We start from the raw sequence: 19,002 nt of genomic DNA on the forward strand, positions 1-19,002 counted from the left end.
ATGACGCAGGTAACCGAGGACATGCGGGCGCTCGTCGAGGACACCGAGCTCCCGCGTCGACTGAAGGAGGAAGTGTACAGCACGCTCGAAGACCGCGACTCGGTCACGCTCGAACAGGTCGACGAGATCGCCCGCGCGGTCGAGAGCAAGTACGTCGACACGCGCGTGGACCCGCTCGACCCGGTCGGCACCGTCAGCGCCCAGTCCATCGGGGAGCCGGGGACGCAGATGACGATGAACACCTTCCACTACGCGGGGGTCGCGGAGATCGACGTGACCCAGGGCCTGCCCCGACTCATCGAACTGGTGGACGCCCGGAAGGAGCCGGACACGCCGATGATGACCATCCACCTCGAGGACGAGTACGCCGCCGAGCGCGAGCGCGCTCACGAGGTCGTCTGGCAGATCGAGTCGACGAAGATCCTCCAGCTCGGGGACGTGTCGACGAACGTCGCCGACATGCTCGTGCAGGTCGACCTCAACGAGGACACCCTCGAGGAGCGGTGGCCGACCGCCGACAGCCTGGAGTCCGTCGTCGAGGACATCGCCTCGACCATTCAGGACAAGCTCGGCGTCGAGGTCGACACGCCGGCGCCGACCGTCGTCCAGTTCGGTCCCGAGGAGCCGAGCTACCGCGACCTGCTCCAGCTCGTCGAGGAGCTGCGCGACATCGTCTTCAAGGGCATCGAGGAGATCACCCGCGTCGTCATCCGGAAAGAGGAGACCGAGCACGGCGAGGAGTTCGTCCTCTACACCGAGGGCTCGGAACTCGGCGACGTGCTCGGACTGGAGGGCGTGGACGCCTCGCGGACGACGTGTAACAACATCCACGAGATCCACCGTCAGCTGGGCATCGAGGCGGCCCGCGAGGCCATCATCAACGAGACGATGGACACGCTCGCCGAGCAGGGGCTCGACGAGGTGAACATCCGCCACCTGATGCTCGTCGCGGACATCATGACCAACCGCGGCACCATCGAGTCCATCGGCCGCCACGGTATCTCCGGCAACAAGGACTCCGTGCTCGCCCGCGCGGCGTTCGAGGTGACGGTCAACCACCTGCTCGACGCCGCCATCCACGGCGAGGTCGACGACCTCAACGGCGTGACGGAGAACGTCATCGTCGGCAAGCCGATCAAGCTCGGCACCGGCGACGTGGACCTGCGGATGACCGCGCGCGACGGCGCTGGTGAAGAGGCCGACTAGATGACGGTCACGCTCTCGGACGAGGCGCGCCAGTACATCGCGCTGTTCGAGGACGAGACCGGCGCGACGGCCAGGGACTGCGTCGTCGACGACGAGTACGACCGCCTGATCTTCCTCGTCACCGCTGGCGAGATGGGCGAGGCGATCGGCCCGGGCGGCAAGCACGTCCAGCGCGTCGAAGACCGATTCGACCGCGAGATCAAACTCGTCGAGGACGCGCCGACCGCCGAGGACTTCGTCGCCAGCGCGCTCGCGCCCGCCGCCGTGTACAACGTCACGATCAGCGAGAACGACGACCGCGTCGCCTACGCCGAGGTCGCCGACGAGGACCGCGGCGCCGCCATCGGCACGGACGGCCGCAACATCGACGCCGCCCGCGACCTCGCCGCGCGTCACTTCGACGTCGACGAGATCGAACTGACCTGAGCGGACGGGGCGGTCGTCGCCGGCGGATTCGTTTTCACTGTGCTGGTCCGATAGCTCGGGCAGTCCGCGCTCTGGGGCCGTGGTGTGCGAACCCGTCACAGGCCGTTTGCGCCCGGATTTCGGCGGGTGCGGCGGTCACGCTGGCGGGTGAAAAGGGTGGGCTTAAGTGACTCCGTCGGGTACGCACGGCTACTATGGCGAACGGCAAATACGCCGCACGCAAACTGAAGAAGGACCGTCAGCAGCACCGATGGTCCGACTCCGATTACGCGCGCCGCGAGCGGGGACTCGGCCAGAAGTCCGACCCGCTGGAGGGTGCGCCCCAGGGACGAGGCATCGTCCTGGAAAAGGTCGGTATCGAAGCGAAACAACCCAACTCCGCGATCCGGAAGTGCGTCCGGGTCCAGCTCATCAAGAACGGGAAGCAGGTCACCGCCTTTTGCCCCGGCGACGGAGCCATCTCGTTCATCGACGAGCACGACGAGGTCACCATCGCCGGCATCGGCGGCGCGAAGGGTCGCGCGATGGGCGACCTCTCGGGCGTGAACTACAAGGTCGAGAAGGTCAACGGCGTCTCCATGATCGAGCTCGTCCGCGGGAACGCGGAGAAACCGGTCCGATAATCATGAGTGCAGACGACGAATCCACCGAGACAGACGAGCCGGCCCCGTCCGAGGAAGAGAGCGCGCCCGCGAAGCTCTTCGGCGAGTGGGAGGTCACCGACATCGACTACGCCGACCCCTCGACCGAGCGCTACATCACCGTCACGCCCATCGCCCACACGATGGGTCGCCACGCCGGCAAGCAGTTCCAGAAGTCGGAGATCAGCATCGTCGAGCGGCTGATCAACCGCCTCATGCAGACCGAGGAGAACACCGGCGACAAGCAGAAGGTCATGCGCATCACCCGGGACGCCTTCGAGATCGTCCACGAGCGCACCGACGAGAACCCCATCCAGGTCCTCGTCACCGCCGTCGAGAACTCCGCGCCGCGCGAGGAGACCGTTCGCCTGAAGTACGGTGGCATCTCCGTCCCCAAGGCCGTCGACGTCGCGCCCCAGCGCCGCGTCGACCAGGCCCTGAAGTTCATCGCCGACGGCGTCTACAGCGACTCGTTCAAGACGCCGACCGACGCCGAGGACGCGCTGGCCAACCAGCTCGTCTCGGCCGCCAACGACGACGTCTCCGCCTACGCCGTCAACCAGAAAGAAGAGAAAGAGCGCGTCGCCGCCGCCGCCAGATAAGCGACTCTCTCTGCGGGCTTCTCTCCTCTCGTTCTCTCAGTTTCCCGGAGAGTGGGCAGCTCGCGTCGAGTCGGTTCTCGCGTCCGTTTTCTCCGTAGTCACTGCTGTCATTCCTCGACCCGTTCGCTAGCTGTGCGTTCGATTACGATGGGAAGCAAGCGACGAAAGCCCTCGGCCCGCTCGCGGTCGCTGACCGGGATATCCTCGCTCGCTTCGCTCACTCGGATAGTTGCCCGCCCACCGACTACCCTACAGCGCGACCGGGCCTCGCCCTTTCAGTCCGCCAGGGACGGCTGCGTAACCATACAGTACCGCAGACGGCCTCACACCTCCCCAGCCGACTCGCTCGGCCACTCCGTTCCCTCACTCGTCCCTCGCACGACGCCGCCTCGCGATGAAACGCTCGGCAGCGCGCGCCACCGTAGGCTTAAAAAGGAAGTCGCGTCCCTCAGATCCCCATCTCGTTGCGGAGGAACAGCTTCGCGGACGTCGCGTAGGAGGGGCGGGCGATGGCCTCGCGCTCGGCCGCGGTGAGTTCGAAGTCGAGCGCTCGCAGGTTCTCTTCGAGGTGGTCGCGGCTCGTGGACTTGGGAACGGTCGAGACGTTCTCCAGGCCGGTGACCCACCGCAAGGCGACCTGCGCGGGCGTCTTGTCGTACCGCCGGCCGATCTCGGCGAGGACCCTGTCGTCCATCAGGCCTCCGTGGGCCAGCGGACTGTAGGCGGTCACCATCGTCTCGTTCTCGACGGCGTCCTCGCGGAGCGCCTGATGGGTGTAGAACGGGTGGAGGCGGACCTGGTCGGCGAGGATGGGGATCGGCGATTTCTCGCGGGCGCGCCGGAGACGCCACCGGCGGAAGTTGCTCACGCCGGCGTGGCGGATCAGCCCGTCGTCGCGGAGTTCGGCCATCCCGCGGGCGGTGTCGCGGAAGGAGACCAGGGGGTTCGGCCAGTGGAGCAAGAGGAGGTCGACGTAGCCGGTGCCGAGGCGGTCGAGGCTCTCCTTCGTGCTCTCGACGACGTCGTCGGTGCGGGCGTTACCCGGCGTGACCTTCGTGGTGACCCAGACGTCGTCGCGGTCGACGTCGGGATCGGCGATGGCGCGGCCGACCTCGCGCTCGTTCTCGTACAGCTGCGCGGTGTCGACGTGGCGATACCCCAGTTCGAGCGCGGTCGAGACGGCGTCGTAGCACTCCTCCCCGGTGAGTTGCCACGTCCCGAGTCCGAGGGCGGGGACCTCGGCGTCCTGGACCGAAACGTACTCCATGGGACGCCTGCGGGCGCCCGCGTGGTAAATCCACGCGTCCTGACCGCGATGCGCTCGCACCATCGGATCCGCAGTGTGGTAAACCAGTGTCTATATGGAGGTTGACGATGGACGGACGAGTATGGCACAGGAGTACGAATCGGTCGAGCTCGTCGGGGACGACACCGTGCGAAATCTGGCCGGCGCCGCGGTGCTCGCGGCGCTGACGGCTGCGCTCGCCCAGTTGTCGATCCCGATCCCGAGTGTGGGCGTTCCGTTCTCGTTACAGCCGTTCGGATCCTTTTTCGCGGGACTGGTCCTCGGGCCCGTCTGGGGCGGGTTCGCGATGGCCCTGTACCTGGCCGCCGGGGCCGCGGGCGCGCCCGTCTTCTCGAACGGTGCGGCCGGGATCGGACAGTTCGGTGGCCGGACCGGCGGTTTCCTCGTCGGATTCCTCCTCGGCGCTGTCGTCACCGGAGCGATAACCCACCGGCAGGTGCGGCCCCGTCCGGTCTCGGAGATCTCCGTCCCGGTCCAGTTGCTGGGACTGTTCGCCGGGCTGGTCGTCGTCTACGCGGTCGGCATCCCGTGGATGGCCGAGGTGCTGGGCATCTCGGTCGGCGCGGCCGCGACCGCGATGGCCCCGTTCGTTCCACCGGACGTCGTGAAAGTGTTCATCACCGTCGGCGTCGTCGAGGGCGGCCACCTCGCGCTCAGGGAATGATCGAGACCGAGTCGCTCGTCCACCGCTACGGCGACACCGCGGCGGTCGACGAAGTGTCGCTGACCATCGACGACGGGGAAGCGGTCGCGGTCGTCGGCGCCAACGGGAGCGGCAAGACCACTCTCGTCAGGCACTTCAACGCCTTGTTAGAACCCGACGAGGGGACGGTGACAGTCGACGGCCGTGACGTGACCGACGACCAGGTGTACGCCCGGACGAACGTCGGGATGGTCTTCCAGCATCCCCGGGACCAGTTCGTCTCGGCGACCGTCGGCGCGGACGTGGCGTTCGGCCCGGAGAACCTCGGGCTCGACCGCGAGGCGATCGACCGCCGGGTCGCGGACGCGCTCGCCACCGTCGACATGGACGGACGCGACGACGAACGGGTCGATCGGCTCTCCGGCGGGGAACAGGCGCGAGTCGCCATCGCGGGCGTCCTCGCGATGGACCCCGACCACCTCGTCCTCGACGAGCCGCTGGTGGGGCTCGACCAGGGTGCGCGGGAGTCGGTACTGGCGCACCTGGACGCCCTCGCCGACGGGGGCACCAGTCTCGTCGTCGTGACGCACGACCTCCGGGACTTCGCCGACCGCGTCGACCGGATCGTCGGCCTGGCGGACGGGCGCGTAGTCGTGGACGCGCCGACGCCGGCGGCGCTGGACGAACTCGACCGCCTCGGCGTGCGCGACCCGCGATGCTGACCTACGAACCGGGCGACTCGCTCGCCCACGGGCTCGACCCGCGGGCGAAACTTGCCGTCCAGTTCGGCGTGGCGATCGCGGTGTTCGCGTACCCGACGCTCCGTGGATTCGCCGTCGGTGGGACTGTCGCGCTCGCCGCGCTCGCAGCCGGCCGCCTCTCTCCGGTCCGGGTCCTGCGGGCCTACCGGGTCGTGTTCCTCTTCCTCGCCGTGGGCCCGCTCGTCGGCGGTCTCGCACTCGGCGACCCGTGGTTCAGGCCGGCTGGCGCTGCCGACTCCCTTCGTTCGGTCGCTCGCGTCGTCCCGGTCGTGTTCGTCAGCGCCGTCTACGTGCGCACGACGCCGGTCCGCGAGACACGGGCGGCGATACAGCGGCTGCTCCCGGGACGGGTCGGACGGCTCTTCGGCGTCGGCGTCGGCCTCGTCTTCCGATTTTTCCCCGTCGTGCTGGGCGATCTGCGGGCAGTTCGGACGGCAGTGCGTGCCCGCGGGGGCGAACAGCGGGGACTCCGGGATCGGGTCCGCCGCATCCTCGCGCGCGGACTCCAGCGGTCGCTGCTACGGGCCGACCGGCTGACACTGGCGCTCCGTGCTCGCTGTTTCGCCTGGAACCCGACGCTCCCGGCGCTCCGGTTCCGTCGTCGCGACTACCTGGTTGCGGGACTCGGCGCGGCGCTCGCGTGTTCGCCGCTGCTCGCTCTCGTTCCCGGAAGATTCATTCCGGTCGGGTAATAGGAATCGGACATGCAACCAGACTCGACGGACCGCACCGCGACCGGTCCCTTTCGGTCGCGCCGGCGGTTCCTCGCAGCGACCGCCGTCGGCGTGGCCGGTCTTGCGGGCTGTTCGACCGAAACCGCGACGCCCAGCGGCGGCGACGGCGACGACGGGGATGGGGATGGGACTGGTGACGGCAGTGATGGCAGTGACGGCAGTGACAGCAGTGACGGTGGCGGATCGACCGGAGACGGCGGAACGGTCGACGGCGACACCGCGACGACTGCCTCGGTCGTCGGCCGGCCCCTCGAGGAGTGGTCGGGCTACGACCCCGAGTGGGAGCCACCGACCTCCTCGCCGCTCGACGCCTCGCTCGGCACCGAGGTCCTCGTCGAGAACCTCGAGGTACCGTGGGACATCGCCTTCACCCCCGACGGCGACATGTTCCTCACCGAGCGAGTCGGGCGGGTCCTCCGCTTCGACGGGGACGAAGTCAGCACCGTCGCCGAACCGGCCGACGCCATCGACGCGGGGTCGATCGAACCGGGATCGGACAAACGCCCCTGGTGGGTCAAGGGCGGCGAGGGCGGGACGCTGGGGATCGCGGTCCACCCGACCTATCCCGACCCGTCGCGGATCTACGTCTACTACACCTACACCGACGACGAGGGCGAGAAGTACAACAAGGTCAGCGCGTTCGACGTGGACTCCGAGGAGCCCGGGACGCCGGTGGCGACGGTCGTCGACGAGATCCCCGCCGACAGCTACCACAACGGCGGCCGGATCACCTTCGGCCCCCAAAACTACCTCTGGATCACCTGCGGTGACGGTGGCCAGCCCGATATCGTCCAGGACCCCGGTACCCTCGCCGGGAAGATCCTCCGCGTGACGCCCGACGGGGAACCGGCGCCGGACAACCCGGATCTCGGCGACGGTGCCGACCCGCGGGTGTTCACCTACGGCCACCGCAACCCGCAGGGGGTCGTCTGGCTGCCCGACGGGACGCCCCTCAACTCGGAACACGGCCCCACCGGCCGCGACGAGATCAACCGGCTGGTCCCCGGCGACAACTACAGCTGGCCCGACGTGTACGAGCCGAAGAACTACCCCGACAGCGGGTTCCACCCGCCGCTTTTCAACACCGGCGGCCAGAGCTTCGCACCGACCGGGTCGCTGTTCTACACCGGCGACAAAGTGCCCGCGCTGAAAAATCGGATGATCACTGGGGGGCTCATCAGTCAGCAACTGATCGTCACCACGCTGACGCCCCAGGGTGGCGAACTACCGCCCGCCGAGGACGCCTACGCACAGGTCACGGACGACTGGTCGGACGACGCCTACGTCGCGACGGTCCACACGACGATGCAGGACGAACTCGGTCGCATCCGTCACGTCGAGCAGTCGCCCGACGGCGACGTCTACGTCATCACCTCCAACCGCGACGGTCGTGCGAAGGGTGAGTTCCCGACCGAACGCGACGACGTGCTCGTCCGCCTCACGCAGGAATAGCGCGGCTTCGCTCACTCCCCGTCTCTCCGTCAGTCCGCGGCCTGCTCGCCGCCGGCCGCGTAGGCCCTGGTCACGTCCACGAGCGCCTTCCGGTACTCGCTGTCGTCGGGGTCGCGCGCGAGCGTCCGGAAGCGCCGGGTGAACTCCGCCATCTCCACTTCCGGCGCGTCGTGTGCGGCCGCGTGCGCGAGGTCGTATATCCGATGGTCGTCGTCGACGAGGCCGTGGCGCTCGACGAGTCCGAGCGCGAACGCGGCGTTGACTGCGGTGATGTCCGGGTCGGCGGCCGGAGTCAGTCGGTCCCACGCTGACGGTCCCCGCGGCCGGTCGGCGACCGCCGCCGCGAGGCTGGATTCGAGGAAGGCAACCAGTTTGTCCGCCGGTGCGACCTCCAGCCAGACGTCGTCGGCGTAGATGTCCTTCATGTGGTTGGCGATCTGGTAGCAGTGGGTGAGCTTGCGGCGCTCGACGGACTGCCCCGCGAGCGCGAGGAAGATCACCTCTTCCATCGACTGGGTGTGAGAGGGGTGGTCGCGCTCGTAGTGGTGCATGTGCGCGAACTCGTGGAGCGCGAGTTCGCGGGCCATCGCACTCGTCGCCGCCTGCCGCGAGATGATGAAGAGGTGGCTCTCGTCGTCGTGACTCACTCGCGTCCGCTCGTCTGGGTCCTCGCGGATCTCGATCGTGACCGGCCGCTCCAGCGTCCGTTCGGTCTCGAAGAGATCGCGCGCCCCGAGAAACGGCGCCTCCGGGCCGGGACCGCGCACTCGCACGTCCATACGCACTGAGGGAGGGGCTACGGCAGCATCACTCTTGCGGGGTCTGGCACTCTCTGGCGGTCCCACGGGGGCGGATCACCGCCGCTTCGCTCTCTCCGTTCGCTCCCTGACGAGCTTCCATCTGCGTGCTCCTTACTGTCGCACGCAGATGGAAACACCGCCAGACGGCTCCCTACCGGTCGCCGTAAGCCGAGCTTCGGTTTGCGTGCTCGTTACTCTCGCACGCAAACCGAAACAGCACCCTTTTGACGCACCCATTGATAGAGAGCCGTATAATGGGCCGACGCAAAAAGATCGTACAGGAATGTGAGACACTGATGGACAAGCCGGAGAACATCCGGAACATCGCCATCGCTGCTCACGTCGACCACGGCAAGACCACGCTGACTGACAACCTGCTCGCCGGCGCGGGCATGATCTCCGACGAGACCGCGGGCGAGCAGCTCGCGATGGACACCGAGGAGGACGAGCAGGAACGCGGCATCACCATCGACGCCGCGAACGTCTCGATGACCCACGAGTACGAGGACACCAACCACCTCATCAACCTCATCGACACGCCGGGCCACGTCGACTTCGGCGGGGACGTCACCCGCGCGATGCGCGCCGTCGACGGCGCGCTCGTGGTCGTCGACGCCGTCGAGGGCGCGATGCCCCAGACCGAGACCGTCCTGCGCCAGGCGCTCCGCGAGGGCGTCAAGCCGACCCTGTTCATCAACAAGGTCGACCGCCTCATCTCCGAGCTCCAGGAGGGGCCCGAGGAGATGCAGGAGCGACTCCTCGCCGTCATCCGCGACGTGAACGAGCTCATCCGCGCGATGACCGAGGAGATGGACGACATCAACGAAGACTGGACCGTCTCCGTCGAGGAAGGCACCGTCGGCTTCGGGTCCGCGCTGTACAAGTGGGGCGTCTCGATGCCCTCGATGGAGCGCACCGGCATGGACTTCGGCGAGATCATCGACCTCGAACGGGCCGACAAGCGCCAGGAGCTCCACGAGCGGACGCCCCTGTCGGACGTCGTCCTCGACATGGTCTGTGAGCACTTCCCGAACCCCATCGACGCCCAGCCCCGTCGTATCCCGCGCATCTGGCGCGGCGACTCCGAGTCCGACGTCGCCGAGACGATGCAGCTCGTCGACGAAGAGGGCGAAGTCGTCCTGATGGTCACCGACATCGGGATCGACCCCCACGCCGGCGAAATCGCCGCTGGCCGCGTCTTCTCCGGGACCATCGAGAAGGGCCAGGAACTGTACGTCTCCGGGACCGCCGGCAAGAACCGCGTCCAGTCGGTCGGGATCTACATGGGCGGCGAACGCGAAGAAGTCGACCGCGTCCCCGCGGGGAACATCGCCGCCGTCACCGGCCTCAAGGACGCCATCGCCGGCTCGACCGTCTCCTCCGTCGAGATGACTCCCTTCGAGTCCATCGAGCACATCTCCGAGCCGGTCATCACGAAGTCCGTCGAGGCCCAGAACATGGACGACCTGCCGAAGCTGATCGAGACGCTCCAGCAGGTCGCCAAGGAAGACCCGACCATCCAGATCGAGATCAACGAGGACACCGGCGAGCACCTCATCTCCGGTCAGGGTGAACTCCACCTCGAAGTCATCGGCCAGCGCATCGAGCGCAACCAGGGCATCCCGATCAACACCGGCGAACCGATCGTCGTCTTCCGCGAGGCGCCCCAGACCGACAGCCGGGAGGTCGAGGGCATCTCCCCGAACCGTCACAACCGCTTCTACATCACCGTGACGCCGCTCGACGAGGAGATCGTCGACGCCATCCAGCACGGCGAGGCCTCCATGGACATGCCCGAACTGGAACGCCGCGAGGCGCTCCAGGAAGCCGGCATGGACAAGGACACCTCGCAGAACGTCGAGCACATCCACAACACGAACGTCATCATCGACGACACGAAGGGGATCCAGCACCTCAACGAGACGATGGAGCTCGTCCTCGAAGGGATGGAAGAGGCCCTCAACGACGGCCCGCTCGCCGCGGAACCCGTCCAGGGCTCGCTCATCCGCCTCCACGACGCGCGCCTCCACGAGGACGCCATCCACCGCGGTCCGGCCCAGGTCATCCCGGCCACCCGCCAGGCCATCCACAACGCCCTCATCGACGCCGAGGTGCGCCTGCTCGAGCCGATCCAGGAAGTCCGCATCGACGTCCCGAACGACCACATGGGTGCCGCCTCCGGCGAGATCCAGGGTCGTCGCGGCCGCGTCGACGACATGTACCAGGAAGGCGACCTCATGGTCGTCGAGGGCGTCGCGCCCGTCGACGAGATGATCGGCTTCTCCAGCGACATCCGCAGCGCCACGGAGGGCCGCGCCTCCTGGAACACCGAGAACGCCGGCTTCCAGGTCATGGCCGACAACCTCCAGCGCGAGACCATCATGGAGATCCGCGAGCGCAAGGGCATGAAGCAGGAACTCCACCAGGCGATCGACTACTTCTAAACCATCTTTTTCCCGGCCGGGTTTCCTCGCGCGCCTGCGGCGCGCTGCGGGAACCCGACCGGCAAAAACATGGGTGAAAAAGGCCGAACGCTCCCTTCGGTCGCGTTCGGAAGAACCGCGCCTCGCTCCGCTCGGCGCGGATGCTATCTACGTTCTCTCTTTCTGCTCCGCGTCTCGTAACTGCTTGCTACGCCACCAGTTCTCGATACAGGTCGCGGTGGTCGTTCCGCTCGTCGACGCGGTCGTCGAACGCGACCTGGCCGTCGGCGAGGACGGTGAGCCGGTCGAGGGACGGGCCGAAGGCGTCGAGGTGGTGCGTCGAGACCAACACCGTGCGGTCGTCCCCGCAGTAGTCGGCGACGAAGCCGATCACCCGTTCGCGGGCCGAATCGTCGAGTTCGTCCAGCGGTTCGTCCAGGAGGACGAACGTCGGCCTGCGGACGAACGCGAGCGCGACGTCGAGCAGGCGCTGGTATCCGCCGGAGAGGTCGGCCGCAACGCGCTGGCGGACGGGGTCGAGTCCCAGTTCTGCGCGAACGGTTCCAACCCACTCGTCGCCGGCGTCGCCCATCGCGGCGAAGATGCGGAGGTTCTCGTCGACGCTCAGGTCGGGATAGACGCTGGGGGTCTGGAAGCCGCAGCCGATCCGGCCGTCCGGTCGGTGGATGGTCCCCGCGGTCGGCCGGTCGAGCCCGAGCACGAGCGCGAACAGCGTCGACTTCCCGGACCCGTTGGGACCGGCCAGCGCGTGCAGGTCGCCGGCGCCGATCCGGAGGTCGATCCCGTCGAGGGCAGTGACGCCGTCGTAGCGCCTGGTCACGCCGTCGAGACGTATCTCCGGGTCGCCGTCACCCATCGCGACCCCTCCGCTGGAAGACGACGACGCACCCGGCGAGCCAGCAGAGAGAGGCGACGGCCACGCCGCCGACCAGGAGCAAGCGGTCGGTGAACAGGCCCGCCGAGAGGTCCTTCAGCGCGAGTGCACGGACGACGACGCTCGCGTGATAGACGGGCATCCACCCCGCGAGCGTGCGCCGGGTGGCCGAGAAGAAGCCGGTCGGGTACACCGGGTTGGCGAAGGCGACCAGGCCGCCCAGGAGCGCGACGTTGACGAACCGACCGGCGACGGAGAAGCGGGTGAGAAAGGAGACGCCGAGGCTGACTGCGACGAGCGAGGTGCCCGTGAGCGCGAGTACGCCCAGCACTACGGGGTTCGCGACGGCGACTCGATAGCCCAGCGCCGCGCCGGTCAGGCCCATGCTTCCGACGGCGAGCGTGCCGAGCGCGCCGAACAGTGCGGCTTTAGCGGCGAGCATGGTCCACAGCGACGATTCGACGCGGACACGGTCGAACACCCGTCGCTCGCGGGCGAGGTGGTAGGGAACGTAGGTGAACGCGTAGATCGCGAGCAGGTAGAGCAGGCCGGTGGTGAAGAGGAACTCCGGGAGCGTTCGCTCGGGGCCGACGACGCGGCGCTCGACGGTCACCGTCGACGGGAACACCGTCGCCCGGTCACGGAGCGTCACGGTCACCGCGCGCGACGGCTGGACGTAGGTCACCATCCCGCCGTCGATCGCGAACGAGAGCGTCACGTTCGCACCGGACTCGTAGAGGCCGTGGCCGACCGCGACGACGCCGTAGACCTCCTCGCGCTCGAGTGCCGTCCGCGCGTCCGCCGGCGAGTCGAACTGTCGCGGCGCGGCGACCGAGCGCGCGAGCCCGGCGACCGCCTGCAGTTCGTCGTCGGTGACGGCGTCGCTCGCCGGTGCGACGGCGACTGGCACGTCGCGAGGGACGGTGCGGTCGAACGACGCGCTCGCGAGAGCGAACGACGCGGGGACGAGCAGGAACACCAGCGCGACCGCTCGCCAGTTGCGTCGCACCCAGTGCAGTTCCTTCTCGACGAGCGGTCCGACTGCCATACAAAAGGACGTGAGACGGGGGTCCTTATACGGTGGGTTGTGCGGCCGCGCTACCGGTCTGGCCGCTCCCGGTGAGGATCGACCCGTACCAGCGGACGAGCTTCGCCGCCGTGTCGACGGGCGTCTCGCGCGACACCGTCACGGTCGTCCCGTCCTGGGTCACGTTCGTCGACCGGAGCTGCGTCTCCAGCGTCTCGTTCTGGATGGCACCGGCCTGGATGGAGATGAACCCTTGCGTGATGTCAGCGACGTCCCGCGCGGTCTCCGTCGAGTTGGTCAGGATCCGCGACTCGACGCCGAGTTTGTCGTCGGCAATGTAGTACGAACCCGACGTGACGTGCAGGTCGTTGTACGCCTCGGCGTACGCGGTGACGTTCAGCCCGGTCCGCTGGCCCATCGTCTGGTTGATCCGCGTGACGTTGACGTTCTGGGAGCGCTGAGCGTAGCGGACGTAGCCGTCGTCGCGCGTCTCCTCGTACGCGCTCCGGAGGTCGCCGTCAACCGGGTCGGCGTCGCCGACGGCGACCGCGATGGTGTCGTTGACGGCCTGCTGGGTCCCGAAGGCGTACTCGCCGTCATCGAGCACGGCGATCCACTCCTCGGGCTCGGGCGGCCCGAAGCTGAGTTCGTCCTCGTCCTCGCTCTCGTTCTCGACGGGCTGGTAGACGGTCACGCCGTCGATCGTGGTGTTCTCGTACTCGGTGTCGCTGTTGTTGGACGCGGCCTCCACGACGGCGCTCTCCGTCCAGTCGGCGTGGACGACGGCACCGGCGTAGCGGGGCTGCGTGTAGTTCTCGCGCTGCTTCTCGAAGAAGGTGACCTCCTCGGCCGCGCGCGGGTCGAGACCGGTCTGGTTCTCGGTTTCGTCGAGAGCGGCCGACAGGTTCGCCGGCACCATCTCGACCGGCGACGTCGCCGTCCTCGGCTCGTCGTCGAACCCGTCGGTCTCGTCCTCGTCGGTTTCGTCGGCCCCGTCGCCCGCGGGTGTCGCGGTCGTCGCTGTCGTCTCGGACTCGCTACCGCCGGTGCTCGCACCGACGGTCGCGTTGTAGGCCGTGGCGTAGAGGCGCGCGCTCACGTCTTCCTCAAGGACGCTCGCGTCGAGCGTGGCCACGCTGTCGACTCCGTCGGGAACCTGATCGATCGCGTCGGAGTCGTCCTGGCCGACGACGTCCTCGAAGACGCCTATCTCTGCCGCGGCGACGCCGCCGATCGCGAGAAACGCGACGACGACGACCGCCTTGGCCGCTGTGCTGCCGAAAGCTCCTGTCGGTATGGAGGGCATTCCGATTGCAGATACAGAAACATGTCAGTAATAGGTATCGGTTCGCCAGCGGTTCGGGGACGCGTGGACGAACGTGTGGGACTGGCCTGCGGGGCGGACAGGTACGTAGGTGAACGACGAACGCGAGGGGGTGACCGACGTGGCGCACGCGGACCGACGGTCGGAATGGCCGGATTGATATAGCCGCCCCCTGTGAGTCATCCGTAATGAGCGCACGCGAGCGCACCAGGGAGGTGATCGGGCGATGAGTGACTCGACCGACGAGGTACGCGCGTACACAGTCAGACTCGAACTCGTCGACGAGCCGGGCGAACTCCTCCGGGCGCTCCACCCGATCGCCGACAACGGGGGCAATCTGCTGTCTATCTTCCACGAGCGGGGGAACCTCACGCCGCGCGGACACATCCCCGTCGAGGTCGACCTCGAAGCGACGCCCGAGCGCTTCGAAGAGATAGTCGACGCGCTGCGCGAGGCCGGCATCAACGTCATCCAGGCCGGCACCCAGCACTACAGCGAGTCGCTGACGATCGTCGTCTCGGGTCACATCGTCGACTCTGACCTCTCGGACACCCTCTCGCGCATCCAGGAGTCGACCGACGCGACCGTCACCGACCTCTCGCTGTCGGCGCCGGAAGGCACCGACGACGTGTCGAGCGCGCGGCTCCGACTGGCCGCCGAGGAGGGCGAGACGGACGCGACGCTCGCGGCCCTGCGCGACATCGCCGACCGGAAGGACCTGCGCCTGATCGAGCCGCTCACGGGGGGTGACGCGGCGTGAGACTCGCCGTGCTCGGCGCCGGTGCGGTCGGCTCGTCCGTCGCGGAACTCGCCGCGGACTACGGCCACACCGTCACCGCGCTCGCCGACTCCTCGTCGGCCGCCGTCGACCCCGACGGCATCGACGTCGCGAGCGCGCTGGCGTCCAAGCGAACCGACGACGTCGTGGGAAGCGCGTCGCTCGAAGCGGCGCTCGACGGCGAGTACGACGCTCTCGTCGAGGCGACGCCGACCACGCTCGGCGACGCCCAGCCCGGGTTCGGCCACGTCCGGACGGCGCTCGAACGCGACCGCCACGTCGTCCTCGCGAACAAGGGGCCGGTGGCGGAGCGCTACGCCGACGTGCGCGAACTCGAACGCGAGAGCGACGGCCAGGTGCTCTTCGAGGCGACCGTCGGAGGTGCGATGCCCGTCCTGTCGACCATCGCCGACTTCGACCCCGACCACATCACCGCCGTTCGCGGCGTGCTCAACGGGACGGCCAACTTCATCCTCACGCGCATGGCCGCGGAGGGGCTCGACTACGAGCACGTCCTCGCGGAAGCCCAGGACCTGGGCGTCGCCGAGGCCGACCCGACCTTCGACGTGGAGGGGACGGACGCGGCACTCAAGTGCGTCATCGTGGCGAACGTGCTCGCCGACAACGGCCGCGAGTACACGCTCGACGACGCCGACGTCGAGGGCATCAAGGAGATCCCCGGCAGCGCGCTCGACCTCGCCACCGAGGACGGCCGGACCGTCCGGCTCATCGGCGAGGTCACGCCCGCGGGCGAGGTGCGCGTCGGCCCGCGGCTCGTCCCCGCCAACGGCACCCTCGCCGTGACGGGCACCAACAACATCGTCCAGTTCGAGACCGAACACGCCGGCCGTCTCAACGTCTCCGGGCGCGGCGCGGGTGGGCCCGAGACCGCGACTGCGGTGCTGGCCGACGTGGGCCGCCTCGACGGCGACTGAACTGCGTTTCTGCAGGGTTCTCGCCCGCTGTACGTCCCCTGCTCGCCAGACGGTTTCCTCACACTCGCCAGCCTGTGATCGCCTGTAGTGACTCGACGTGCGACGACCGACGCCGATCGGTGCTCGACTGGCCCGCGGTCCGTGAGAGCGGTTGTCAAATCGCAAGACGGCGCCGGGATGTCGTGGAGTCGCTATCGAAATGGTTTTAACACCAACCGCCAAAAGATTCCCACATAGCGCCTCTGCGCGTGAGATACAACAATGAGCGAAGACAAACCTCACCAGAACTTGGCCATCATCGGCCACGTTGACCACGGGAAGAGCACACTCGTCGGGCGACTGCTCTACGAGACGGGCAGCGTCCCCGAGCACGTAATCGAACAGCACAAAGAGGAAGCCGAGGAGAAGGGCAAGGGCGGCTTCGAGTTCGCCTACGTCATGGACAACCTCGCCGAGGAGCGCGAGCGCGGCGTCACCATCGACATCGCCCACCAGGAGTTCGACACCGACGAGTACTTCTTCACCATCGTCGACTGTCCGGGCCACCGCGACTTCGTCAAGAACATGATCACGGGCGCGTCCCAGGCCGACAACGCCGTGCTCGTGGTCGCCGCCGACGACGGCGTCCAGCCGCAGACCCAGGAGCACGTCTTCCTGGCCCGTACGCTGGGCATCGGCGAGATGATCATCGCCATCAACAAGATGGACCTCGTCGACTACGAGGAAGGTCGCTACCAGGAAGCCGTCGAGGAAGTCACCGACCTGCTCAACCAGGTCCGCTTCGACACGGAGAACGCGAAGTTCATCCCCGTCTCGGCCTTCGAGGGCGACAACATCGCCAGCGAGTCCGAGAACACCGACTGGTACGACGGCGAGATCCTGCTCGAGGCGCTCAACTCGCTGCCCGAGCCGGAGCCGCCGACGGACGCGCCGCTGCGCCTCCCGATCCAGGACGTCTACACCATCTCCGGTATCGGTACCGTCCCCGTCGGACGCGTCGAGACCGGGATGCTCAACACGGGCGACAACGTCTCCTTCCAGCCGTCTGACGTCGGTGGCGAGGTCAAGACCATCGAGATGCACCACGAAGAGGTGCCCCAGGCCGGCCCCGGTGACAACGTCGGGTTCAACGTCCGCGGCATCGGCCAGGACGACATCCGCCGTGGCGACGTCTGCGGTCCCGCCGACGACCCGCCGTCGGTCGCCGAGACCTTCCAGGCTCGCATCGTCGTGATGCAGCACCCGTCGGTCATCACGGCCGGCTACACCCCGGTCTTCCACGCCCACACGTCCCAGGTCGCGTGTACCATCGAGTCCATCGACCAGAAGATCGACCCCGCGACGGGCGAGGCCGAGGAGGAGAACCCGGACTTCATCCAGAACGGCGACGCCGCGGTCGTCACCATCCGTCCGCAGAAACCGCTCAGCATCGAGTCCGCCAACGACATCCCGGAACTGGGTAGTTTCGCCATCCGCGACATGGGCCAGACCATCGCAGCGGGTCAGGTCATGTCCGTCAACGAGCGCGACTAACTCATGCAGCAAGCACGCGTCAGGCTGGCCGGTACCAGCCCCGAAGACCTCGACTCGATCTGCGGCGAGGTCAACGACATCGCCAACAAGACCGGCGTCGAGCTGTCGGGGCCCATCCCGCTCCCGACCAAGACGCTCGAGGTCCCCACTCGCAAGTCCCCCGACGGCGAGGGGACGGCGACGTGGGAGCACTGGGAGATGCGCGTCCACAAGCGTCTCATCGACATCGACGCCGACGAACGCGCGCTGCGCCAGCTGATGCGCATTCAGGTCCCGAACGACGTCTCCATCGAGATCGTCCTCGAGGACTAGAGAGGGGTCGGCGGCCCGCGCCGCCGCAGTCGCCCGGTCGCCCGACGGCGACACCGTGTGACTGATTCCCGAAGCCGCTCTCACGCGCAGGACTTATCCCCTCTGCGCTGCGAGCGATATACGCGGGCTCGTAGATCAGCGGTAGATCGCTTCCTTCGCAAGGAAGAGGCCCGGGGTTCAAATCCCCGCGAGTCCACTCACTTCGTTCGTTCCCTCGCGTGGTCTCACTCGCTACGCTCGCGAGACCCCCGCGAGTCCACTACACCGTTTCTTTCCCGCGAACTATCCGGTTAGTCGCCGGTATTGCGGTTCTTACGGAAACTTACTCTCGCACGGGTAACGAAAATATCGCCGTCTCAGATCGAATTGATTCGGAGCCTCGAACTCCGTCCGATTGGCTCGACGCGCAGTCGCTACGCGTGTTCGTCTATCCATCGACACCATGCCTCGAAGTCTTCGGCACCGCACTGGTCGGCTATCGAGTGAAGCGTCCCCGTCGGGATCTCGTCTTCCGACTTCATCGGGACAGTCACCGTTCGAACCTCGTCGGTGTCCGGACTCTCCCACCGAAGTTGGAGGTGACTCCCAGTTCGTCCAGCCCTCCGATAGCCGTGATTTCGCAGGACTTTCGCTATTTCGTGCCCGGAAAACTGCGTGCGGACCATCGGCGTCTACTGCAGGAAGTCCGGAAGTTCCTCGTCCCCTTCGTTCTCCGGATCGAGACCCCACTCTTCGAGGTCCTCGTCGGACACCGGCTCGCCGCCGCCCTCGTGGAGTGTCAGGGCTTCGGCGAGCATCCGAAGGGCCTCAGCCTTCGTGTCTCCGAAGGAAGCGACCCCCGTCTCGATGTCTCTGGCGGTTATCGAGCCGTCGTCCTCGTGGATGAACTCCACTCCCTCCCCGTCGGAATCGTCGTGGGCTCTCGTCGCCATACGAGCGGACCTTGCGTGGACTCGGACAAAAACCTTCGGTCGGGATATTCGGCCTCACGGGTGGCTCCTACCCTGCGAGTCCATCCTCACTTCGTTCGGTCGTTTCCTCGCGAGGTCTCACTCACTACGTTCGCGAGACCCCCGCGAGTCCATTCCGATCCTCACGCGATTCCGAGAAAGTCGAACTTTCCGCAGACTGCGTTCGGACTCTGGGTTTCGAGGACGTCCGATTCTCGGATACCTCCCTCACGGAGATCGACTCCGCAACCGCC

General features: G+C 67.5%; 20 protein-coding genes and 1 tRNA gene. 14 read left to right on the top strand and 7 right to left on the bottom strand.

Annotated elements, in window-relative coordinates; all coding sequences use genetic code 11:
* The 4 genes from rpoA2 to ACMGFE_RS21860 all read left to right on the top strand — a co-directional run bounded on the left by rpoA2 (position 1) and on the right by ACMGFE_RS21860 (position 2,875).
* On the top strand, positions 1-1,206 hold the full coding sequence (gene rpoA2, locus ACMGFE_RS21845; RefSeq protein ID WP_436927410.1) for a DNA-directed RNA polymerase subunit A'': 1,206 nt from the start codon (positions 1-3) through the stop codon (positions 1,204-1,206).
* Positions 1,207-1,632, top strand: coding sequence for a NusA-like transcription termination signal-binding factor (locus ACMGFE_RS21850; protein WP_436927411.1), 426 nt, complete (start codon positions 1,207-1,209; stop codon positions 1,630-1,632).
* Positions 1,633-1,826: 194 nt separating this feature from the next.
* Entirely contained in the window at positions 1,827-2,255 is a 429-nt protein-coding gene (locus ACMGFE_RS21855) for a 30S ribosomal protein S12 (protein ID WP_006885266.1), read from the top strand.
* Between the two features lie 2 nt (positions 2,256-2,257).
* Entirely contained in the window at positions 2,258-2,875 is a 618-nt protein-coding gene (locus ACMGFE_RS21860) for a 30S ribosomal protein S7 (protein WP_415381011.1), read from the top strand.
* A 448-nt stretch (positions 2,876-3,323) separates the two neighbouring features.
* Here the strand turns inward: ACMGFE_RS21860 and ACMGFE_RS21865 are convergent, their stop codons facing one another.
* Positions 3,324-4,142 carry an aldo/keto reductase gene (locus ACMGFE_RS21865; protein ID WP_436927412.1) on the bottom strand — a complete coding sequence of 273 codons (819 nt, stop codon included), beginning with the start codon at positions 4,140-4,142 and terminating at the stop codon, positions 3,324-3,326.
* Between the two features lie 121 nt (positions 4,143-4,263).
* On the opposite strand from ACMGFE_RS21865, the gene ACMGFE_RS21870 reads away from it, so the two are divergent.
* Genes ACMGFE_RS21870 through ACMGFE_RS21885 form a run of 4 tightly spaced genes read left to right on the top strand, consistent with a single transcriptional unit; the run spans position 4,264 to position 7,771 of the window.
* Entirely contained in the window at positions 4,264-4,845 is a 582-nt protein-coding gene (locus ACMGFE_RS21870) for a biotin transporter BioY (RefSeq protein WP_436927413.1), read from the top strand.
* Positions 4,842-5,546, top strand: coding sequence for an energy-coupling factor ABC transporter ATP-binding protein (locus ACMGFE_RS21875; protein ID WP_436927414.1), 705 nt, complete (start codon positions 4,842-4,844; stop codon positions 5,544-5,546). The genes ACMGFE_RS21870 and ACMGFE_RS21875 overlap by 4 nt, the downstream gene beginning before the upstream one ends.
* A complete protein-coding gene (locus tag ACMGFE_RS21880) occupies positions 5,540-6,277 on the top strand; it encodes an energy-coupling factor transporter transmembrane component T family protein (RefSeq protein ID WP_436927415.1) in 738 nt (245 codons plus the stop codon). Before ACMGFE_RS21875 ends, ACMGFE_RS21880 begins: the two co-directional genes overlap by 7 nt.
* 12 nt (positions 6,278-6,289) lie before the next feature.
* Entirely contained in the window at positions 6,290-7,771 is a 1,482-nt protein-coding gene (locus ACMGFE_RS21885) for a PQQ-dependent sugar dehydrogenase (RefSeq protein WP_436927416.1), read from the top strand.
* 29 nt (positions 7,772-7,800) lie between these two features.
* On the opposite strand, the gene ACMGFE_RS21890 is transcribed toward ACMGFE_RS21885, so the two are convergent.
* Complete coding sequence (locus ACMGFE_RS21890) at positions 7,801-8,550, bottom strand: DUF5781 family protein (protein ID WP_436927417.1); 750 nt, start codon at positions 8,548-8,550, stop codon at positions 7,801-7,803.
* Between the two features lie 275 nt (positions 8,551-8,825).
* On the opposite strand from ACMGFE_RS21890, the gene ACMGFE_RS21895 reads away from it, so the two are divergent.
* Positions 8,826-11,015 (top strand): elongation factor EF-2, encoded by a 2,190-nt coding sequence (locus ACMGFE_RS21895; RefSeq protein WP_436927418.1) that lies wholly within the window; start codon positions 8,826-8,828, stop codon positions 11,013-11,015.
* A gap of 187 nt (positions 11,016-11,202) precedes the next feature.
* Here ACMGFE_RS21895 and ACMGFE_RS21900 read toward each other — a convergent pair whose 3' ends face one another.
* Genes ACMGFE_RS21900 through ACMGFE_RS21910 form a run of 3 tightly spaced genes read right to left on the bottom strand, consistent with a single transcriptional unit; the run spans position 11,203 to position 14,222 of the window.
* Positions 11,203-11,871 carry an ATP-binding cassette domain-containing protein gene (locus ACMGFE_RS21900; RefSeq protein ID WP_436927419.1) on the bottom strand — a complete coding sequence of 223 codons (669 nt, stop codon included), beginning with the start codon at positions 11,869-11,871 and terminating at the stop codon, positions 11,203-11,205.
* Complete coding sequence (locus ACMGFE_RS21905) at positions 11,864-12,937, bottom strand: ABC transporter permease (RefSeq protein WP_436927420.1); 1,074 nt, start codon at positions 12,935-12,937, stop codon at positions 11,864-11,866. The genes ACMGFE_RS21900 and ACMGFE_RS21905 overlap by 8 nt, the downstream gene beginning before the upstream one ends.
* Positions 12,938-12,962: 25 nt before the next feature.
* The gene (locus tag ACMGFE_RS21910) at positions 12,963-14,222 is read right to left on the bottom strand and encodes a hypothetical protein (RefSeq protein WP_436927421.1); all 1,260 of its coding nucleotides are present in this window, start codon (positions 14,220-14,222) and stop codon (positions 12,963-12,965) included.
* Between the two features lie 244 nt (positions 14,223-14,466).
* Here ACMGFE_RS21910 and ACMGFE_RS21915 point away from each other — a divergent pair, with 244 nt between their 5' ends.
* The 5 genes from ACMGFE_RS21915 (at position 14,467) to ACMGFE_RS21935 (ending at position 17,994) form a co-directional block, all read left to right on the top strand.
* A complete protein-coding gene (locus tag ACMGFE_RS21915; protein WP_436927422.1) occupies positions 14,467-15,000 on the top strand; it encodes an amino acid-binding protein in 534 nt (177 codons plus the stop codon).
* Positions 14,997-15,953 carry a homoserine dehydrogenase gene (locus ACMGFE_RS21920; protein WP_436927423.1) on the top strand — a complete coding sequence of 319 codons (957 nt, stop codon included), beginning with the start codon at positions 14,997-14,999 and terminating at the stop codon, positions 15,951-15,953. Before ACMGFE_RS21915 ends, ACMGFE_RS21920 begins: the two co-directional genes overlap by 4 nt.
* 261 nt (positions 15,954-16,214) lie before the next feature.
* The gene (gene tuf, locus ACMGFE_RS21925; RefSeq protein WP_436927424.1) at positions 16,215-17,486 is read left to right on the top strand and encodes a translation elongation factor EF-1 subunit alpha; all 1,272 of its coding nucleotides are present in this window, start codon (positions 16,215-16,217) and stop codon (positions 17,484-17,486) included.
* 3 nt (positions 17,487-17,489) lie between these two features.
* A complete protein-coding gene (rpsJ, locus tag ACMGFE_RS21930; RefSeq protein WP_006885248.1) occupies positions 17,490-17,798 on the top strand; it encodes a 30S ribosomal protein S10 in 309 nt (102 codons plus the stop codon).
* 124 nt (positions 17,799-17,922) lie between these two features.
* Positions 17,923-17,994: transfer RNA gene (locus tag ACMGFE_RS21935), tRNA-Ala, on the top strand.
* 217 nt (positions 17,995-18,211) lie between these two features.
* Here ACMGFE_RS21935 and ACMGFE_RS21940 read toward each other — a convergent pair.
* Both ACMGFE_RS21940 and ACMGFE_RS21945 read right to left on the bottom strand, forming a co-directional pair.
* Positions 18,212-18,463, bottom strand: coding sequence for a type II toxin-antitoxin system HicA family toxin (locus ACMGFE_RS21940; RefSeq protein ID WP_436927425.1), 252 nt, complete (start codon positions 18,461-18,463; stop codon positions 18,212-18,214).
* Between the two features lie 6 nt (positions 18,464-18,469).
* Positions 18,470-18,730, bottom strand: coding sequence for a type II toxin-antitoxin system HicB family antitoxin (locus tag ACMGFE_RS21945; protein ID WP_436927426.1), 261 nt, complete (start codon positions 18,728-18,730; stop codon positions 18,470-18,472).
* Positions 18,731-19,002 lie beyond the last annotated feature (272 nt).

It is taken from the genome of Halosimplex amylolyticum, assembly GCF_051414035.1.
Taxonomy (GTDB): Archaea; Halobacteriota; Halobacteria; order Halobacteriales; family Haloarculaceae; genus Halosimplex; species Halosimplex amylolyticum.